Origin of the sequence: Desulfovibrio sp. JY (genome assembly GCA_021730285.1) — a bacterium.
Lineage (GTDB): Bacteria > Desulfobacterota > Desulfovibrionia > Desulfovibrionales > Desulfovibrionaceae > Solidesulfovibrio.
This window is the reverse complement of sequence record CP082962.1, coordinates 3,669,276-3,685,747: the sequence shown is the minus strand read 5'-3', so window position 1 is coordinate 3,685,747 and position 16,472 is coordinate 3,669,276. Positions and strand designations below refer to the sequence as shown.

19 protein-coding genes are annotated in these 16,472 nt (G+C 65.1%); 1 reads left to right on the top strand and 18 read right to left on the bottom strand.

The genetic code is table 11. The annotated features are described in order from the left end of the window. Window positions 1-64: 64 nt before the first annotated feature. The 3 genes from K9F62_16460 to K9F62_16450 are packed head-to-tail and all read right to left on the bottom strand — an operon-like array spanning window position 65 to window position 1,956. Entirely contained in the window at window positions 65-742 is a 678-nt protein-coding gene (locus tag K9F62_16460) for an HAD family hydrolase (GenBank protein UJX40278.1), read from the bottom strand. Window positions 743-752: 10 nt separating this feature from the next. After that, the gene (locus K9F62_16455) at window positions 753-1,559 is read right to left on the bottom strand and encodes a hypothetical protein (protein ID UJX40277.1); all 807 of its coding nucleotides are present in this window, start codon (window positions 1,557-1,559) and stop codon (window positions 753-755) included. 22 nt (window positions 1,560-1,581) lie between these two features. Next, window positions 1,582-1,956, bottom strand: coding sequence for a hypothetical protein (locus tag K9F62_16450; GenBank protein UJX40276.1), 375 nt, complete (start codon window positions 1,954-1,956; stop codon window positions 1,582-1,584). A gap of 87 nt (window positions 1,957-2,043) precedes the next feature. Between K9F62_16450 and K9F62_16445 the strand changes: the two genes are divergently transcribed. Then, window positions 2,044-2,235, top strand: a complete 192-nt coding sequence (locus tag K9F62_16445) for a twin-arginine translocase TatA/TatE family subunit (GenBank protein UJX40275.1) — start codon at window positions 2,044-2,046, stop codon at window positions 2,233-2,235. A 53-nt stretch (window positions 2,236-2,288) separates the two neighbouring features. Here the strand turns inward: K9F62_16445 and K9F62_16440 are convergent, their stop codons facing one another. From K9F62_16440 to K9F62_16370, 15 genes are all read right to left on the bottom strand, one after another. Further along, a complete protein-coding gene (locus tag K9F62_16440; GenBank protein ID UJX40274.1) occupies window positions 2,289-3,437 on the bottom strand; it encodes an N-acetylmuramoyl-L-alanine amidase in 1,149 nt (382 codons plus the stop codon). Beyond that, the gene (gene miaA, locus K9F62_16435) at window positions 3,434-4,360 is read right to left on the bottom strand and encodes a tRNA (adenosine(37)-N6)-dimethylallyltransferase MiaA (GenBank protein UJX40273.1); all 927 of its coding nucleotides are present in this window, start codon (window positions 4,358-4,360) and stop codon (window positions 3,434-3,436) included. Before miaA ends, K9F62_16440 begins: the two co-directional genes overlap by 4 nt. Before the next feature lie 2 nt (window positions 4,361-4,362). After that, complete coding sequence (gene coaD / locus K9F62_16430; GenBank protein ID UJX40272.1) at window positions 4,363-4,878, bottom strand: pantetheine-phosphate adenylyltransferase; 516 nt, start codon at window positions 4,876-4,878, stop codon at window positions 4,363-4,365. Next, the gene (gene rsmD / locus K9F62_16425) at window positions 4,824-5,432 is read right to left on the bottom strand and encodes a 16S rRNA (guanine(966)-N(2))-methyltransferase RsmD (GenBank protein UJX40271.1); all 609 of its coding nucleotides are present in this window, start codon (window positions 5,430-5,432) and stop codon (window positions 4,824-4,826) included. Before rsmD ends, coaD begins: the two co-directional genes overlap by 55 nt. After that, window positions 5,429-6,490 carry an acyltransferase gene (locus K9F62_16420; protein UJX40270.1) on the bottom strand — a complete coding sequence of 354 codons (1,062 nt, stop codon included), beginning with the start codon at window positions 6,488-6,490 and terminating at the stop codon, window positions 5,429-5,431. The genes rsmD and K9F62_16420 overlap by 4 nt, the downstream gene beginning before the upstream one ends. A 21-nt stretch (window positions 6,491-6,511) precedes the next feature. Continuing rightward, a complete protein-coding gene (gene fusA / locus K9F62_16415) occupies window positions 6,512-8,563 on the bottom strand; it encodes an elongation factor G (protein ID UJX40269.1) in 2,052 nt (683 codons plus the stop codon). Window positions 8,564-8,600: 37 nt separating this feature from the next. After that, window positions 8,601-9,506: a hypothetical protein gene (locus K9F62_16410; GenBank protein UJX40268.1), complete on the bottom strand. Its 906-nt coding sequence runs from the start codon at window positions 9,504-9,506 to the stop codon at window positions 8,601-8,603. A gap of 79 nt (window positions 9,507-9,585) precedes the next feature. Beyond that, the gene (locus K9F62_16405) at window positions 9,586-10,323 is read right to left on the bottom strand and encodes an outer membrane protein assembly factor BamD (protein UJX40267.1); all 738 of its coding nucleotides are present in this window, start codon (window positions 10,321-10,323) and stop codon (window positions 9,586-9,588) included. Between the two features lie 190 nt (window positions 10,324-10,513). Continuing rightward, the gene (trxB, locus tag K9F62_16400; protein ID UJX40266.1) at window positions 10,514-11,443 is read right to left on the bottom strand and encodes a thioredoxin-disulfide reductase; all 930 of its coding nucleotides are present in this window, start codon (window positions 11,441-11,443) and stop codon (window positions 10,514-10,516) included. Window positions 11,444-11,446: 3 nt separating this feature from the next. Beyond that, window positions 11,447-11,767: a thioredoxin gene (gene trxA, locus K9F62_16395; protein UJX40265.1), complete on the bottom strand. Its 321-nt coding sequence runs from the start codon at window positions 11,765-11,767 to the stop codon at window positions 11,447-11,449. 118 nt (window positions 11,768-11,885) lie between these two features. Beyond that, window positions 11,886-13,004, bottom strand: a complete 1,119-nt coding sequence (gene tsaD / locus K9F62_16390; protein UJX40264.1) for a tRNA (adenosine(37)-N6)-threonylcarbamoyltransferase complex transferase subunit TsaD — start codon at window positions 13,002-13,004, stop codon at window positions 11,886-11,888. Between the two features lie 7 nt (window positions 13,005-13,011). Continuing rightward, the gene (gene fbp, locus K9F62_16385; GenBank protein UJX40263.1) at window positions 13,012-14,025 is read right to left on the bottom strand and encodes a class 1 fructose-bisphosphatase; all 1,014 of its coding nucleotides are present in this window, start codon (window positions 14,023-14,025) and stop codon (window positions 13,012-13,014) included. A 176-nt stretch (window positions 14,026-14,201) separates the two neighbouring features. After that, complete coding sequence (locus K9F62_16380; GenBank protein ID UJX40262.1) at window positions 14,202-15,107, bottom strand: hypothetical protein; 906 nt, start codon at window positions 15,105-15,107, stop codon at window positions 14,202-14,204. A 65-nt stretch (window positions 15,108-15,172) separates the two neighbouring features. Next, complete coding sequence (locus K9F62_16375; protein UJX40261.1) at window positions 15,173-16,156, bottom strand: tetratricopeptide repeat protein; 984 nt, start codon at window positions 16,154-16,156, stop codon at window positions 15,173-15,175. After that, on the bottom strand, window positions 16,146-16,472 hold the full coding sequence (locus tag K9F62_16370) for a septum formation initiator family protein (GenBank protein ID UJX40260.1): 327 nt from the start codon (window positions 16,470-16,472) through the stop codon (window positions 16,146-16,148). The genes K9F62_16375 and K9F62_16370 overlap by 11 nt, the downstream gene beginning before the upstream one ends.

Here is a 16,472-nt window from a genome sequence, read left to right as displayed (position 1 = left end):
GAGCACTTTCCTGGGCGAAAAAACAGGGTCTTGAAAACGAGCTCTCCCTATGGGCAACGCGATGCTATGCGTCCTTGGTTTCCGACTCTCCGGCAAGGCAGCCGCGCAAGGTGTCGAAGTCCGGGATGTACATGACTGCGGACAGCGCCGGGTTCTTGTACGACCAGAAAGGCACGGCCGCCGCCCTGGCCGAGCGCTCGTCTAGGGCCGAGTCGCCGATGTAGGCCACGGATTCGGCCGGCAGCTTCCAGGCGTCGAGAATCGTGAATACGCCCTCGGGATCCGGCTTGGGCCGCTTGAGCCGGCCGGCGCTTATGACCGGAGCGAAGTACTGGTCGATCTCGAAGTGGCGCAACAGGATTTCGACGGTGTTGGTGCGGTTGGTGTGCACGGCCATATGCACCTCCCGCTTGGCCAGGGTTTCCAGCAGTTCGACCAGGCCGTCCTCCAGATAGATAAAAGGAAAAATGTCCTCGGCATAATCGAGGTTGCGCTGGACTTCCAGGGCTTCCTCCAGGCGGTCGGCCGGGATGATGTGGGCCAGGCATTCCTTGACGGAATGCATGTGCACATAGTCTTCCTCCTCCGGCGTGAGCGACAGCATGCCGACGCCCTCGCGGATGAGGTTGTAGTACATGCGGTTGGCGTCGCGGGAATCGACCAGCACGCCGTCGCAGTCGAAGATGACGCCCCGAACCCGTTCGAGAAATGCGGGGGGGGACTTGGTATCGCACACGTACACCGGGCGCTCCTTACGGTTTTGGGATGACGATGGTCCGGGGGACATCGAGCCAGGGGGCCTCGGGATCGGGACGGGTGTTGCCGCGAAGCCGCCAGCCGGGAAGCGTTGCCGCGAGCAACGGCGTTTCGGGCCCGCCCTGAGGAAAGAGCGCGGCCAAATCCCCGGCGCCAAGCGGCGCGAAAGGCAGGCCGGCATCGAGAAGGCTGTCGGCGATCTCGGGATCGGCGATGAAAAGCCCGGCGTCTTCCGGCGCGATGGCCCAGAAAGGCTGCAACAGCTGTCGCCAGGGCGGCCGGAACTCTTCGGCCAGGGCGGCCTGGGTGGGGATACCCGTGGCCGCCAGGGCGGCAATCAGCTCCTCGTCGGTGTCGTCCTCGGTCATTCCCAGGCTTTCGGCCATGGCCGAGGCGAAGCGCGCGTCGCATTCGCCCGCGTCGACAAGGTCGAGCAGGCTTTCCTCGATCCGGTAGGCCAGGCACAGGGCCAGCTGGGCGGCGCGTCGCCGGCGGTCGACCACGCGTTCGGGGTGCATATGGTCTTCGAGTTCTTCCCGGGCGGCAAAAGACGTGTCGGCGAAGAAATGTCCCGAACCATAGCCGGCGAGCAAGGCTAGATCCTTGGGGTCCCTTACTTCCCGGCGCAACCGGTCGCATTCGCGCAGGCAAGCGTCGAGTTCCTCGGCGCGAAGCGGCAACACGGTCGGCCGCAGCCGCGCCTCGTCCGCCTCGCCGAGGCCGGGATCGAGCAGCCGCACGCCGACGGGAAGGTCCCGGGTCAGGCCGGGATGCAGTCCCGGGAAAAAGAGCAGGCCGTTCATGGGCAATCCTTTATTTGCGGCGTTAGGGAGCTTGGCGTTTGAAAAAGCGCCGACACCGGCCCGGACAGGCCGGCAGGGCGAGCAGGCACAGTTCACCGGCTGCATTGGCGCAATCCGGGAAAGAAGTCGTATCACCGGGCAGGTAATCCCGACAAGAGCCCTCTCTGGTCAGGGTTTCCGGAAAACGGCTCCGCCAGACCCGTCCGGCCTGCTCCTCGGTCAAGCCCATGGCCTCGGCCCGAACCAGGAAATCGTCGAAGGCACGGCCAAGGCGCGTCAGAACCCGGCAGCGAAATCCCTGGTCGAGGCCGGGGTTCACATGTTCCTCGTAGAGGCAGCGGCCGAGAAGGTAATGCCGGCAGCCAAGACCCGGCAGGCATGTCACCACGGCCGACATGACGGTTTTTCCATGCGGCCCAGGCTTTCTTGACCTGCCCCTAGGCGGCGTGTATAGCCTCGGCCAACCCACTCGCGGAGGCATGACATGTTTGGAATCGGATTTCCGGAGCTTATCATCATTCTGGTCATCGTGCTCATCATTTTCGGAGCCAACAAGCTTCCCGAGATCGGAGCCGGCATGGGCAAGGCCATCAAAAATTTCAAGAAGGCCACCAACGAGCCGGACGAAATCGACGTGACCCCGGGCAAGAGCAAGGACGACGCCGACAAGAAATAGCCTGGGCCGGAATTGCCGACAAGGCCCCGGAAGCATGCCTTCCGGGGCCTTTTTTATGGCGCACCGACCTTTTCGCGCCCGGCCACGGCCAGGATGGCCCGGGCCAGGGCATCGGCCACGGCCTGACGTTTTTCCGGCACGGCCAGGGCGGCGGCGTCTTGCGGATGGGACAGGAAACCGGTCTCCACGAGCACGGCCGGGGCATCGGACGCGGCCAGAAGCGGAAACGCCCCCGCCCCGCCACTCGCCACGGGGAGCGGCGACGCGCCCTGGCGCAGGGCGGCGGTCAGCTGCCCGGCCAGACGCTTCCCGGCCTCCATGCGTCCGGTACCGGCGGCGCGCCGGGCAGCGGTGAGGAAAATGTCCCGCCCGGCCCGGCTTGCTTCGGCTGGTCGGCGTCCCCGCCCCCTTCCCTCCACCCGGACCACTTCCCCGGCCAGGGCGTCGGACGACGTGAGGGCATAGGCATACACCGCGATCCCGGCCGCCTCGGGTCTGGGCACACGGGCGGCATGCAGCGAGACGAGCAGGTCCGCGCCGTAAAAACCGGCCAGGGCCGCCCGTGCCCAATCGGGCAGGGACACATCGGCCGTGCGCGAAAGCGACAAGGCCACCTGTTGCGGGGAAGCGGCCAGAATCCGGGCCAGACGCAGGGCGATATCGAGCGTCACGTCGGATTCGCGAAGCCCATCCCCCGGCGCGCCGACATCCATCCCGCCATGGCCCGCATCGATGAGCAGGCGCATCGGCGTGTTCCGCGCCCCCTCCGCCGTCGGATGGCTGAGCGCCTCGCGCTCAGCCATGGCCGCCTTGTCCGTGGCCATGGCGCGCCGGGGCGGCGTATCGCCGGGCTTGTCGCCGCCCGGCGGCAAGGGGAACTGGCTTATGGTCTCGACCATGATGCGCGACAGCGTGTCCTCGGGGTTGAGGCGCACGGCCAGGGTGAAATGGGCCAGGGCCGTGCGTGCGTCGCCGCGTTGGAAATAGGTCCGCCCGAGCAGGGCCTGGACGCGGTCGTTTCGCGGGTCCTTGGCCATAGCCTCGTTAAGCAGGGACAGGGCCTTGTCCGTATCGCCGGATTCCAAAGCATCCTGGGCGCTTCGAGCCAGTTCGTCGGACGACGCGGCCCGGGAGACGCTCGGCGCACCGACCACAAGGAGCCCCGACAGGCCCAGAAGGCGCAGGATTTGCCGACGGTTCATGCCGTCCCCCCTTCAAGCCAGCGCCCGGCCGCTTCGCACACCCCGGCCGTATCGCCGGGCGCGAACCAGCGCACCTCCGGCTCCTTGCGAAACCAGGTCATCTGGCGCTTGGCGTAGGCCCGGGTGTTGGCCAGCCATTTGGCCTTGGCTTCCTCCAGGCTGCACGCGCCGGAGAGGTAGCCGACGATCTCCGGGCCACCGATGCCGGTAAGTCCCGGCGCGTCGGGCCGATAGCGCGTCAGCGCCTCGCGCACCTCCTCCACCGCGCCCTCGCGCGCCATGGCCTCGATGCGGCGGGCCAGACGCGGCGTCAGCGCGTCCAGAGGGAGGGACAGGCCGATGACCAGCGCGTCGTACTCCGGCGCATCCGGATCGCCGGCGGCCTGCCAGTCGGACAGGGCCCGGCCGGTCGCGGCATGCACTTCCAGAGCCCGGGTCACGCGCTGGCGGTCGGCCGGGGCGATGCGGCCGGCGGCGGCCGGGTCCACGGCGGCCAGGACCTCGTGCATGGCCCGGGCACCGGTGGCGTCGTAGCGAGCGGCGACTGCGGCGCGAACGGCCGGCGGCACGGGCGGAATGGGGGCCAGCCCGCCGCGAATGGCCCGGAAATAGAGCCCCGTGCCGCCGACGAGCAGCGGAAGCAGGCCACGCGTGGTGATGGAGGCGACCACACCCCGGGCGCGTTTGGCGAAGGAGCCGGCATTGACGGCCGTGTCGAGCGGCGTGTCGCCGTAAAGGAAATGGGGACATCTGCCCTGCTCTGCGGCCGTTGGCTGGGCGGTCAGCACCGAAAGCCCGGCGTAGACCTGCCGGGAGTCGACGTTGACCACTGCCCCGCCGTAAGCCTCGGCCAGGGCCAAGGCCACGGCTGTCTTGCCCGTGCCCGTGGCCCCGAGCAGGCAGACGATGCGCGTCGCCGCCACGTTCACGCTCCCTTTTTGGGATCGGCCAGGCCGTATTTTTCCCGCATCCGTTCCCGCACCAGTTCCGGGACCATGCCGCGTATCTCGCCGCCGTGCTTGCAGACTTCCTTGACGATGGTGGAACTGATGTAGAGCCACTTGTAGTCGGTCATGATGAAGACGGTTTCGATGCTGCGGTCGAGCTTGCGGTTCATGAGCGCCATCTGGAACTCGAATTCGAAATCGGAAACAGCCCGCATGCCGCGCAGGATGACATTGGCCCGGCGGCGCTTGACGTAGTCCACGAGCAGGCCGTTAAACCCCTCGACCATGACGGAAGCGTCATGGTCGAACACCGCGTCGGCAATGGCCACGCGTTCGTCGAGGGAAAAAAGCGGCGTTTTGTGGGAGTCGCCGGCCACGGCCACGATAATCGCTCCGAAAACCTTGGCCGCCCGGCGCACCAGGGACACGTGCCCGTTGGTCAGGGGGTCGAAGGTTCCGGGGTAGACGGCGATGCAGTTTTGTGTGGCGTCCATAGGATGATCCTCGTTTGACCGTAAGTCCGGTCGGTCAGGCAGGCGAGCGACTCCGGGACGTCCGCGGGAGCAAGACGCGCGCCGGCCTCGATTTCCGCCGCAATGACCCCGTCCGGGGCCAGCAGGCCGCTTCCGACAAGGGCGGCCAGGGTTGGCGGGAGCAGGTCGTGGCCATAGGGCGGGTCGATGGCCACGATATCGAAAGGCGTTTCGGCCAGCCGGGGGAGTGCCCGGGCCACGTCCGCCTCCACCACTTTGGCTTCGCCGGAGGCCAGTCCCAGGCCGCGCAGGTTCTCGCGCAGCATCTTGGCTACGGCCGGATTTTTCTCCACGAAAAGGCCGTATCCCGCGCCGCGTGAGAGGGCCTCGATGCCCACGCTCCCTGCCCCGGCGAAGAGATCCAGCACCCTGGCCCCGGGGAAAATCGCCTCCCGGGCCGCCAGCATGGAAAAAAGCGCTTCCCGCACCCGGCCCGTGGCCGGCCGCAGCCCCACGGCGTCCACGACCTGGATGCGCCGTCCGCCGAAACGGCCGGCAATGACCCGCATGCTCATCGTTGCCGCGCCCCCGTGGCCACGGCATAGACAGCCGGGGCATAGCGCAAAAGAAGGTTCCCCAGGCCCACGCACAGGGCAAAGGGCAGGGTCGTCAGCAGCACCATATACCCTATGCCCGCCGCCGATCCCGAGGGATGGAAAATGAACCGTGTTCCGTAGATCAGGTAGGACAGCACCGGTTCATGGGTCAAATAGACGAAAAAGGAGACGCCGGAGAAGCGCAGCAAAAATTGCGAATCGCCGAACCGGGAGTAACCGGTCAAGAGCCACAGGCACACCGTGCCGAAGATCAGGTTGTGCCGATAAAGCGTCTGATAGATCTCGGTGCCCGTTCCCTGGGTATATTCCACGAAGCTGACGGCCAGCAGTACGGCCAAATAGAGGACGCAGGCCGGGACGGTGAAGCGCCTGGCCCCATCGAGGTCGGCCCTGGTCCGGGAGAGCAGGCAGCCCAGGTAGAAAAAGAACATGCCGCTTAATTCCACCGGAAGCCCGTGCTGGGGAATAAACATCCAGATGGCCCAGAAGACCACCAGCCCGAGCAGGGGAATCTCCACGGACACGACATAAAAGACCGGGGCCAGCAGGAAAAAGACATAGAGGTCGCGCAGGAACCACAGCGTATAAACGGCCGGAAACCGGTAGACACCGAGCAGGTATTTGAGGATGCCGTCACGGTGTAGGTCGTTGAAGTCGCCGATGTAGGGGATTTTGTTGAATATAAGGATCAGTGCAATACTGATGGCGTTGAAAAGCAGGTACGGGACAAGGATGGTACGGGCCTTTTTGACCAGCATCCGGCCATAGGCCTCCACCGTCGGCTTGTAGGTCAGATAGAAAAGGTAGCCGGAGATGCTGAAGAAAATCGGCACGCACAGCCGGAAGATATTGTGTGGGAAAACGACCAGATAGGCGCGCAGCCCATCGGGCACCTGGGTGTAATAGGCCTGGATGCCTTTTTCCGCATGCACGCCGACGATGAAAACGACGAGCAGCGTGCGCAGCACGTCAAAACGTCGGGAAATCTCCGGGGGAACCAGGGCGCGTGTGGACATGAATGGTAGATGGCGCGGCGCTCAGGCCAGCAGGTCGAATTTTGAAAAGCGCATGGTCATGGCCGCCCGGCCCTGGGTGGCCGAACGCAACTCCGTGGAAAAACCGAACATCTGTCGCAGAGCCGCCAGCGACTCGACGAGTTTGTGCCCGCCGCGATCGACCATGTTCTCGATCTTGGCCCCCTTGGAGCCGAGAAGCCCGACCACGTCGCCGACAAAGGCGTCGGGCACGCTGATCTCCAACTCCATGATGGGTTCGAGCAGGGCCGGCTTGGCGGCGGTCAGAGCGGCCTTGAGCGCCTGACTTGCGGCCAGGCGGCAGCCGACCGCCGAGGTTACCCCCTCGACCGTGCCGATGCCCGTTACCCGCACCCGCACGTCCTGGACCGGATACCCCTTTATGGGCCCGCTTTGCAAACCGTCGACCAGCCCCTCCTCCATGGCCGTGATCCAGGCCTGGGGATAGGGTTGGGTGTCGATGGCAAAGGCGATGTCCCGCCCCGCTCCACGGGGCAGCGGCGAGACGGCCAGGGCCACCTGGCCATGCTGGCGCTTGTCGCCAAGCTCCCGGTCGAACAGCCCGTCACCGACGCCCTGGGTCGTGACCGTTTCCTGGTAGACGACTTGCGGTTTGCCGACCCGGGGGGAGACGCCGTATTCGCGACGCACCCGCTCGAGCACCACGTCGAGGTGCAGTTCGCCCATGCCGGAAAGGATCAGCTGGTCGGTGTCCGCGTCGTGGACCAGGGTCAGGGTCGGGTCTTCCTGGAGCAGTTTGTCGAGGACTTCCTTGAGCCGGTCGGACTCCTCGGCGTTTCGGGGTTCGAGGGCCAGGCTGATGACGGGTTTGTAGCCGGCGATGGACTCGAGCACGATGGGGTCGCCCTGATCGCACAGGGTGTCGCCGGTGACGGTCTGGCGCAGTCCGGCCACGGCCACGATCTCGCCCGGGCCGGCGGATTCGAGCTTTTCCCGGTGCCCGGCGTGGAGCCGAAAAAGCCGGGCCGGCCGTTCGATACAGTCCCGGGTGGCGTTGTAGACGTCCTTGCCGGCTTCGAGGCGGCCGGAATAGATGCGGGCGAAAACCTGCTTGCGCCCGGTTTCCATGCTGACCTTGAAGGCCAGCGCGGAAAGGGGCGCATCGGGGTCCGGGGCCAAGCGTTTTTCGCTTTTGGTGCGGGGATCAAGGCCCGTCACCTCGCCCCGGTCCAGGGGACTCGGCAAAAAGGCCAGCACACCGTCGAGCAGCGGTTGGACACCGATGTTTTTGAGCGCCGAGGCGGCATAGACCGGGACCAGGGCATGGGAGAGCGTGCCGGCGCGAAGGGCCGCCATGAGGACCGCCCGGTCGATGGGTTCCCCGGAAAGATAGGCATCCATGAGCCCTTCGTCGTGCTCGCAGGCCGCCTCCACAAGCGCCTCGCGCCAGGGCGCGGCCATATCCGCCTCTTGCTGGGACAGCGCACGGCGGGTGATCTCCCCGCCCTGGCTTGCCTGGTCGAAATCCAGGCGTTCCATGCCGATCAGGTCGATCAGCCCGGCAAGCTCCGCCCCCTGGCCCACGGGAATGGTCACGGCCACGGGATTCGCGCCGAGTTTTTCCCGCATGGCGGTAAGCACCGCCTCGAAATCCGCGCCGAGCCGGTCGAGCTTGTTCACGCAGGCGAGCTTGGGCACGCCGTAGGCCACGGACTGTCGCCAGACCGTTTCGGATTGGGGCTCGACCCCGGCCACGGCGCAAAAGACGCCCACCACGCCGTCGAGGACACGCAGGGAACGCTGGACCTCGATGGTGAAATCCACGTGCCCGGGGGTGTCGATGATGTTGATGACGGCGTTATTCCAGGCGCAGGTGGTGCAGGCCGAGGTGATGGTGATGCCCCGCTCCTGCTCCTCGGGCATGAAATCCATGGTGGCCGTGCCGTCGTGCACCTCGCCCATGCGGTGGATCTTGCCGGTGTAAAAGAGGATGCGCTCGGTCAAGGTGGTCTTGCCGGCGTCGATGTGGGCGATGATGCCGATGTTGCGGAGGCTTTGGAGCCTGCTTTTGCCGGCTCCCTTCTTGGCGCTCATGAACGCTCCGTCGGGGTTGGCACGTGATGGCCGTGGGCTAGCAGCCGCTTACGGCTCTGTCGTCGACAGCGGCGGCGGTAGCCACGCGGCGAAAGGCGTCGGGCATAAGTTGCGGCCACAGCCAGAAAATTTCCCGGCCGGGAGCAAGGACCAGCGGCGCCGCGCCAAGGGCGCTGGGCACCGCTTCACGCGCGACGCAAAGGGCATCATAGCCGCAATCGGCCGCTTCGGCCAGCCCGCCCGGGGCAGGGACAAACGGCGCGGAACAATTTTCGTCCCGGCCATGGACGCCAAAGACCATGTCCGGTTGGGCGAACAGCAAGGCCTCGTGGTCCAGGTCGTCGTCCGGGCCGCACAGGATACCGCATCGACCCGAGGTCTTGGCCGACAACAGCCGCAGGCCGCCAGCGAGGCTTTCGCTCGGAAACGGCACGCCGTCCAGGAGCACGACGGCTCCCCTGCCCTTTGGCGCCAGTTCCGCCCACAACCCGGACAGGGAACGCACCCCGAGGCGGCAGGCTGCCTCCACGCCGCAAAGCTCCAGGGTGGTCAAAAGCGGCTGGGGCCAGCTTCCCCCGCCCACCCGCACGGCCGCGACTTCCGGCACCCGGGCGCACAGGGCCGGGATGACGGCGGCGGCGAGCCTTGCCGGCGAGGTGAAGCCCGCGCCGCACAAAACCACGGCGAAATCGAGCGGCACATCCAACCGGTCAAGGGTCAGATCGTGGCCAAGCCCCACGCTTTGGCGGCGATACGGGGGCATGGGACCGCCGCAGGCGGCGTAGATGGCGGCGATACCGGTTTTGAGCAGCGAACGCTGCCGGTCCGTGACCCGGGCGTAGGCCTTGGCAAAAGCGGCATCGGCCACGCGGCCGCGCTCCATGGACGGCGGCCAGAAAGCGGCCGGCGCGTCACACTGCTCCGTTTCCTGTTCCGGCGTCATGGGATCTGGATCTCGGGGATGAGGGGGATGGGACGCACAAACGGGCGGGACCGGCAATGGCCCCGCCCGCATGCCTGCGTTACAACCAGCGCTTGAGCCAGTTGTGCCAGCTGCCTTCGATCTTGCGGCGCTCGGCTTCGCTTAAGGTCTTCTGGTATTCGAGGTAGGAAAGTTCGGCCCGCAGCTTGGCGTAAGCCTCCACTTCCTCCAGGTCCTTGAAGTTCTCCACCGTGTACATGTAGCGCTTCCAGGCCGCGCCGTACTGGTCGGTACGCCAGTAGAAGTCGGCCACGAACAGCTCGTGCTCGGCCAGGCGCTTCCGGCAGCGCCGGATATATTCCGCCGCCTCCTTGCCGTAGTCGGTGTCCGGGAACGTCTGCTGCAGCAGGTAGAAGTACTGCAAGGCTTCCTGGAGATTGCCCTGCGGCATGTCGATGGATTCGGAGCGCTTGAAGTTGGAGACGCCGATCTGGTAGAGGACGTAGGGAATTTCTTCGCTACGCGGATGAACGGATTCGAATTCCTTGTAGGTTTCGGCGGCCGGGCCGTAATCCTCGGTCAGGAAGTAGGCGTCGGCCAGGGCGATGGTGCCCATCGGGGTGTAAGGGCTGAAGGGGTAGCGGTCCTTGAGCTTGATAAAATATTTAATGGCCCCGTAGTAGTCCTTTTCCGACATAGACTGCCGCCCGGCTTCATAAAGTTCCTGGGCGGTATCCTCCGGCGGCGGAAGAAAATAATAGTCCATGAGCCCGGCACAACCGCCAAGAAACAGCAGCAGGCAGGTCAACGGCAGAAAGCGGCGCATCATCGCATTCATGGTACATTCCCAAATACGGCCCGGAGGGGTCCGGGCGCATTGCGCCGGACGCGACGCCCCCACATGTCGGCGTCGCGTCCGGCGTTTTGATGCGCGTCCTCTTACCAGATGGGTCGAGGGCGCACAATGGAAAAAACCGAACCCGTCCGTCCGCCTCCGTCTCGCAACGGCGTCCGTCCGGGTCCGGCCGTCAGCCTTGCGAGAAGCGCGAACTGATGTAGGCGTAGGCGGCATGGGCGGCGTTGGCGCCATCGCCGACGGCCGTGGCCACCTGCCTGCAGGATTTGGATCGGATGTCGCCGGCGGCGAAAATGCCCTCGATATTGGTGCGCATTTCCGCGTCGGTCGCAATGAATCCCTTGTCGTCGCGGGCAAGTCCCTCGGGATAGAAGTCCCCCTGGGGCTCGAAGCCGACGAAGACAAACACGCCGTCAACCGGGATGACGTGGCAGTTGCCATCCTTGACGTTACGCACCTCGATGCCGGTCACGCTCTCCCCGCCCATAATGGAGCACACAATGGTCGAGCGCAGGATTTCGATGACGGGACTCACCGTGCAGCGGTCCTGGTAGCATTTCTGCCCCCGGAAATCGTCGCGCCGGTGGATGAGGTAGAGCTTTTTAACCAGCCGGGACAGGTAAAGGGATTCCTCAAGGGCCGAATTGCCGCCGCCGATGACGGCCACGGTCTGGCCCCGGAAGAAGTTCCCGTCGCAAAGGGCGCAGTAGGACACGCCCTTGCCCACGAATTCCTTTTCCCCGGGGATGCCCACCCGTTTGTAGCGGGCGCCGGTGCAAAGGACCACGGCCGTGGCCTCGATGGTCTCGTCGCCGACCGTGATGCGGTGGACGCCGTCGACCGATTCGATGGATCGGACCTCGTCGCCGACGCGGTCCACGGCGTAATGGCCGAGATGGGCGGCCATGAGGTCGGCCAGCTTCCAGCCCTCGATGCCGTCCGGAAAGCCGGGATAATTCTCGATCAGATGCGTCATGAGCATCTGACCGCCCGGGGCCAGCTTCTCCACCATGGCCACGGATACGTCGGAACGGGCCAGATACAGGGCGGCCGTCATACCGGCCGGACCGCCCCCGATCACCACGGCGTCATAACGTTTCATGAACTACAAAGCCTTTTGGGTGAGCATTTCCTTGATGCTGCTTTTGGACACGGCGCCGGTGATCTGCTCGACCACTTCGCCGCCCTTGAAAAGGATCAGGGTGGGGATGGCGCGGATGCCGTACTTGCTGGGGGTGCTCGGGTTTTCGTCCACGTTCATCTTGGCCACCTTGACCTGGCCGGTGTACTCGTTGGCCAGTTCGTCGATGACGGGACCCATGGCCCGGCACGGCCCGCACCACGGAGCCCAGAAATCCACCAGGACCGGCAGATCGCACTGCAGGGCTTCGGCCTCAAAATTCGCGTCGCTAAGTTGAATGGCCATGGTTGCATACTCCTTTTGTGGCTTGGCCGGCCGCCTGGCGGCCGGGTTTTATCCGAATTGGGATGCGGCGGAGAATGCTCCGCCGCCTGACCGTTACGCAGTCTGCAACTTTGCAAATCTATTGCGGCGCGGGCCGCCTGTCAACCGATGCCCGCCCAAGGGGAGGCCCCTCCCGGTAATCCCAGGGCACCCGCCGGCCGCGGGGCACGGCGTCGCAATCGAGGCCATGGGTCAGGCCGGCCCGCCCGAGCAGGCAGCCCGTGGCCGCTATCATGGTGGCGTTGTCGGCGCAAAGCTCCCGCCGGGGGAGGAAAAGAGGCAGCCCCCGGCGCGCCGCCAGATCCGTGAGCATTTCCCGGATGCGGCTGTTGGCGGCCACGCCGCCGGCGGCCAGAAGCGCGCGTACCGGCCCGGTGTCCCGGGAGTCCAGCGCCCGCTCCATCTTGACGCGAAGCGTATCCGCGATGGCGAAATTGAGCGCGGCACAGACACGCCGCATGGGCATGGGCCAGACGTTTGGGTCGATGGCCCCGCCCGGGGACGGCATCACGGGCAGGCGCAGCTCGCCGTGGGCGGCGACGTAGGTGGCCACGGCGGTTTTGAGGCCGCTGAAGCTGAAATCGAGATGGTGGTTGTCGAGAAAGGGCCTGGGAAAAAGCGTGTGGTCGGCTTCGATGTCCCGGCCGAGGACATCGATATAGATCCCGCCCGGGTACGGGAGATTCAGGGACTTGGCCGCCTTGTCGAAGGCCTCGCCGGCGGCGTCGTCGACGGTGCGCCCCATAACCGCGATATCGAGAGCCGAACGCAGCAGCATGATCTGGGTATGCCCGCCGGAAACGAGCAACCCCAGGGCCGGATACGGCACCTCCCGGCCGATGGTCGCGGCCATGAGGTGGGCATGGAGATGGTCCACGCCGATAAGCGGCTTGCCGGCTCCGAGGGCGAGTCCCTTGGCCGTGGCCAGACCGATGAGCAGGCTGCCCAGAAGCCCCGGGCCCCGGGCCACGGCCACGGCGTCGACATCGGCCAGGGTCAGGCCCGAATCGGCGAAAAGCGCGCGCAGAAGCGGCCCCATGCGGCGCAGATGCTCCCGCGAGGCCAACTCCGGCACCACACCGCCGAAAAGCGCGTGCACATCGATCTGGGAAGCGAGCTTTTCCGCCACGGGACGGCCGTCCTCGCAAAGGGCCACGGCCGTCTCGTCGCAGGAGGTCTCGAGGCCAAGACAAAGCATGGGCGTCTTACGACTGGCGCGCCTTGGCGTATATTTCCACCACCTTGGCCACGTCGTTTTTGCTGCCGATGAAAAGCGGCACCCGCTGGTGCAATTCCTCGGGGTCGATGGACAGGATGTCACGCACGCCGTCGCTGCCCAGGCCGCCAGCCTGTTCGCACACAAATGAAAGCGGCGAGGCTTCGCACAAAAGCCGCAGCTTGCCCTTGGGCTTTTTGGGATCGCGATGGTCGGCCGGATAGAGGAAAACGCCGCCGTAAAGCAGGTTGCGGTGGAAGTCGGCCACCAGCGACCCGATGTAACGCCCGGCGTAGGGCTGGCCGCGCAGGTTGTCCGATCCCTTGAAGTAGCGGACGATCTCCTTGGTCGGTTCGTCCCAGTAGTCCCAGTAGGCCTCGTTGACCGAATAGACCCGGCCGGTTTCCGGAATCTTGATGTCGGGATGGGACAGCAGAAATTCGCCCACACTCGGGTCCAGGGTGAAGCCGTTGACGCCCCGACCGGTGGTGTACACCATCATGGTGGAGGTGCCGTACAGGAAATAGCCGGCGGCCACCTGTTCGGAACCGCGCTGGAGCAGGTCGCACAGCTTGTCGCCGCCGCATTCGCTCTTGGTGCGGTAGATGGAAAAGATGGTGCCCACATTGACGTTGGCGTCGATGTTCGACGAACCGTCGAGCGGGTCGAAGATGAGGAAGTAATCGCCCTTGGGAAACTGATCCGGAATGCGGACCAAATCGGCGTTTTCCTCGGAGGCGATGGCGCACAGCACGCCGGAACGCTCCATGCGGTGGATGAGCACCTTGTTGGCGTATTCGTCGAGCTTCTGGACCTGCTCACCCTGGACGTTGATCTCGCCCGTAAATCCCAAAACATCGACCAAGCCGGCTTTGCGGACTTCCCGGGAAATGATCTTGGCCGCCAAAATGAGCTCGTTTAAAAGCCGGGTGAACCGGCCGGAGGCCATGGGGGATTCCTTCTGGTGCAACAGCAGATGTTCGGTCACGGTAACTTGGGGCATGCTTTATTCCTCCCGCCGTCATGGTTTCCGCCGGGTGCGAAACGGCTGACGGTGCGTGCGGTGTCGGTCTTTTTACAATGGCCGGGCGGTTCCCACAAGATTTTCCAGGGGTTGTCACAAATAAAAAAAAGCCGGCGGCCCGAGCCGCCGGCCATGAGAACGTGTCGCGGCGACGTCTAGGGAATGGCGGGAGGGCTTACCGGCACCCCTTGCGAAGCCCTGGACTCGGGCGTTTGCGGCGCGCCTGTTTTCGGAGTCGCGGCGTCGGGCGCATCGGCCTTGGGCGCTTCCTTCGCCTTGGCCGGCTCTGGCTTCGTGGCCCGCGCTTCCCGGGCGTCGGTGACGTAGATGAATTCAAGCTGGCCGACATAGCGGGCCTGCCAGAGATACTCCGCGCCGCCGGAGGTGATTTCACCGTTAACCGAGCTCTTGAGGATCTCGTCCCATTTGAGCCCGGCAAGGGCTTCGCCCTGGCCGCCGCCGGCCCAGACCACGCCTTCGGTGGACAGGATGGACAGCGCGTCGGGTTGGGGCGAGAATTTGGCCAGATTGCGCGGATCGAAGCTTGCGACCACGAGGCCGGCCCACTCGTTGTTCTTGAAATACGGTGCGGCCACCATGACCACGGTGCCGAATTCGTCGGTTTTGACCTGGGCTCCCATCTTGCGGACCTTGTAGCGGTCGCCGAATTCCAACAGCCCGGCAAAATCGAGGGGCCGCATGGATACCGACGGGGCCTGGAACTGCACCGCGCCGGAGGCGTCGAGCACGGACACGGCCGAAATCCAGGAATGGTTGGTCAAAAACTGCTGGCACCATTCGTTTTCCGGGGGCGTGTCCTGGCTGCCCAGGGCGCGCAGCATGGCCATGAGGCGCTCATCCACGGGCATCATGAGGGCGGCAAGGCGTTGCAGTCCCTTGTCGGTGATGCCCTGGGCGGAGAAATCGATGGTCGGGTCGGTATTGATGTACTCGCGGTACAGTTTCTTGGTGTCGCGCCACGAGGTCTTGATCGAGCCGCAACCGCTGAGAAAAAGAAGGCAACACAAGGCCGCAAGGGCCGCGCTTACAGTGCGTTTCAAGGCCATTTCCTCTTGAAGTTCCAGATTGTACGGGATCAGGCGGTCGCCGGAATCGTCCTACGGCGTCAGCTTTCGGCCCGGGCGTCCAGGCGTCCGGCCAGGGCCTCCAGAAAACTGACGAGCTTGGCGGCGCTTTTGGGCTTGCCGGCCGTGTCGTCGGCGACGTCGGTCACCGCCGGGGCATCGGACGTCGCTCCCCCCTTGCCGGGCGCAAGCGCGGCCATGCGGGCCTCGATATCCTGGCGTTCGGTTTCGGATGGGGCGCTGCGAAGCAACTCTTCGTAAATGCCAAGCGCCCCGGACGTGTCGCCCTGCTCGGCCAGCACGGCGGCCATGGTCTTGGTGCGCACGGCGGTGTCGCGACTCTTGCCGGAACGCGCCTTGCCTTTGTCACCGACCTCCGCGGGCGGTTCCAGAATCTCGGCCAGTTCCATCACTTCCCTGGCGCCGCGCAGTTGCGGGGCCTCGTCGCCTCCCTCGGCGGGCGCTGGCGCGACCGCCGACGAGGCCGGCTTGGATTCCTTGGGTTCCTTGGGCGCTATGGCCTCCCGGGACTGCGCGACCGGCGCAGGCTCGGGCATCGCGGCCGGCGGCTCCGAAGTCGCGGCTTCGTCCGGGGTATGCCCGGGCGCCGCCCCCGGCGCGCTGCGGCGCAGGCTCTTGAGCCCCCGCTCCATGACCTCGGACCAGGTAAGGGTCTGGTTTTGAAAATAGTTGGCCAGAAAAAGCATGGCCAACGACGGGTCCTTGGCCCGGGCGGCGGCCTCGCGGGACCACAGCAGCCAGACCGAGGGGTAGTTGGAGAGCATCTTGCCGACGTCGGCAAAGACCGCGTCCGCCTCCCCCTGCCGGTCAAGTCCGGTAAGCAGTTCGATCAGGAAAAATTTGGCCTCGAGATGATCGGGATGAAAGGTGATGCCCTTGGCGAGCACGGCCGCCGCCTCATCGGTTTGGCCCTGCTCGGCCAGCTTGCGGGCCAGGGGAAAGAAGATCTTGGAATTGGGTTCGATCTCCAGAACTTCCCGGTAAAAATCGATTTTATTGACCATCGGTCCTCTGCCCCTCCTGTTGCTCGGGTGCGGGGGAGTCTTTGGGAAATTGGTAGAGGATTTCGTTTCCCTTGAGGTAATTCATCTGGGATCGGGCCATCTTTTCGGTAAAGGCGCGATCCGTCTTGAGCCAGCGGATTTCCTGACTGAGGTCCAGGGAATGGTCGTTGATGGCTTCCAGGCGTTCCTTGAGTTGCTGATGGCGGGTCTTGAGTTCCAGATAGGCAAAAATACCGTTATCACTCCATATAAGATTATAGAGCAGAAAGATATTGAAGAAGATAAGGCCCGTCAGCAGGAACCGTCGCCAGATCAT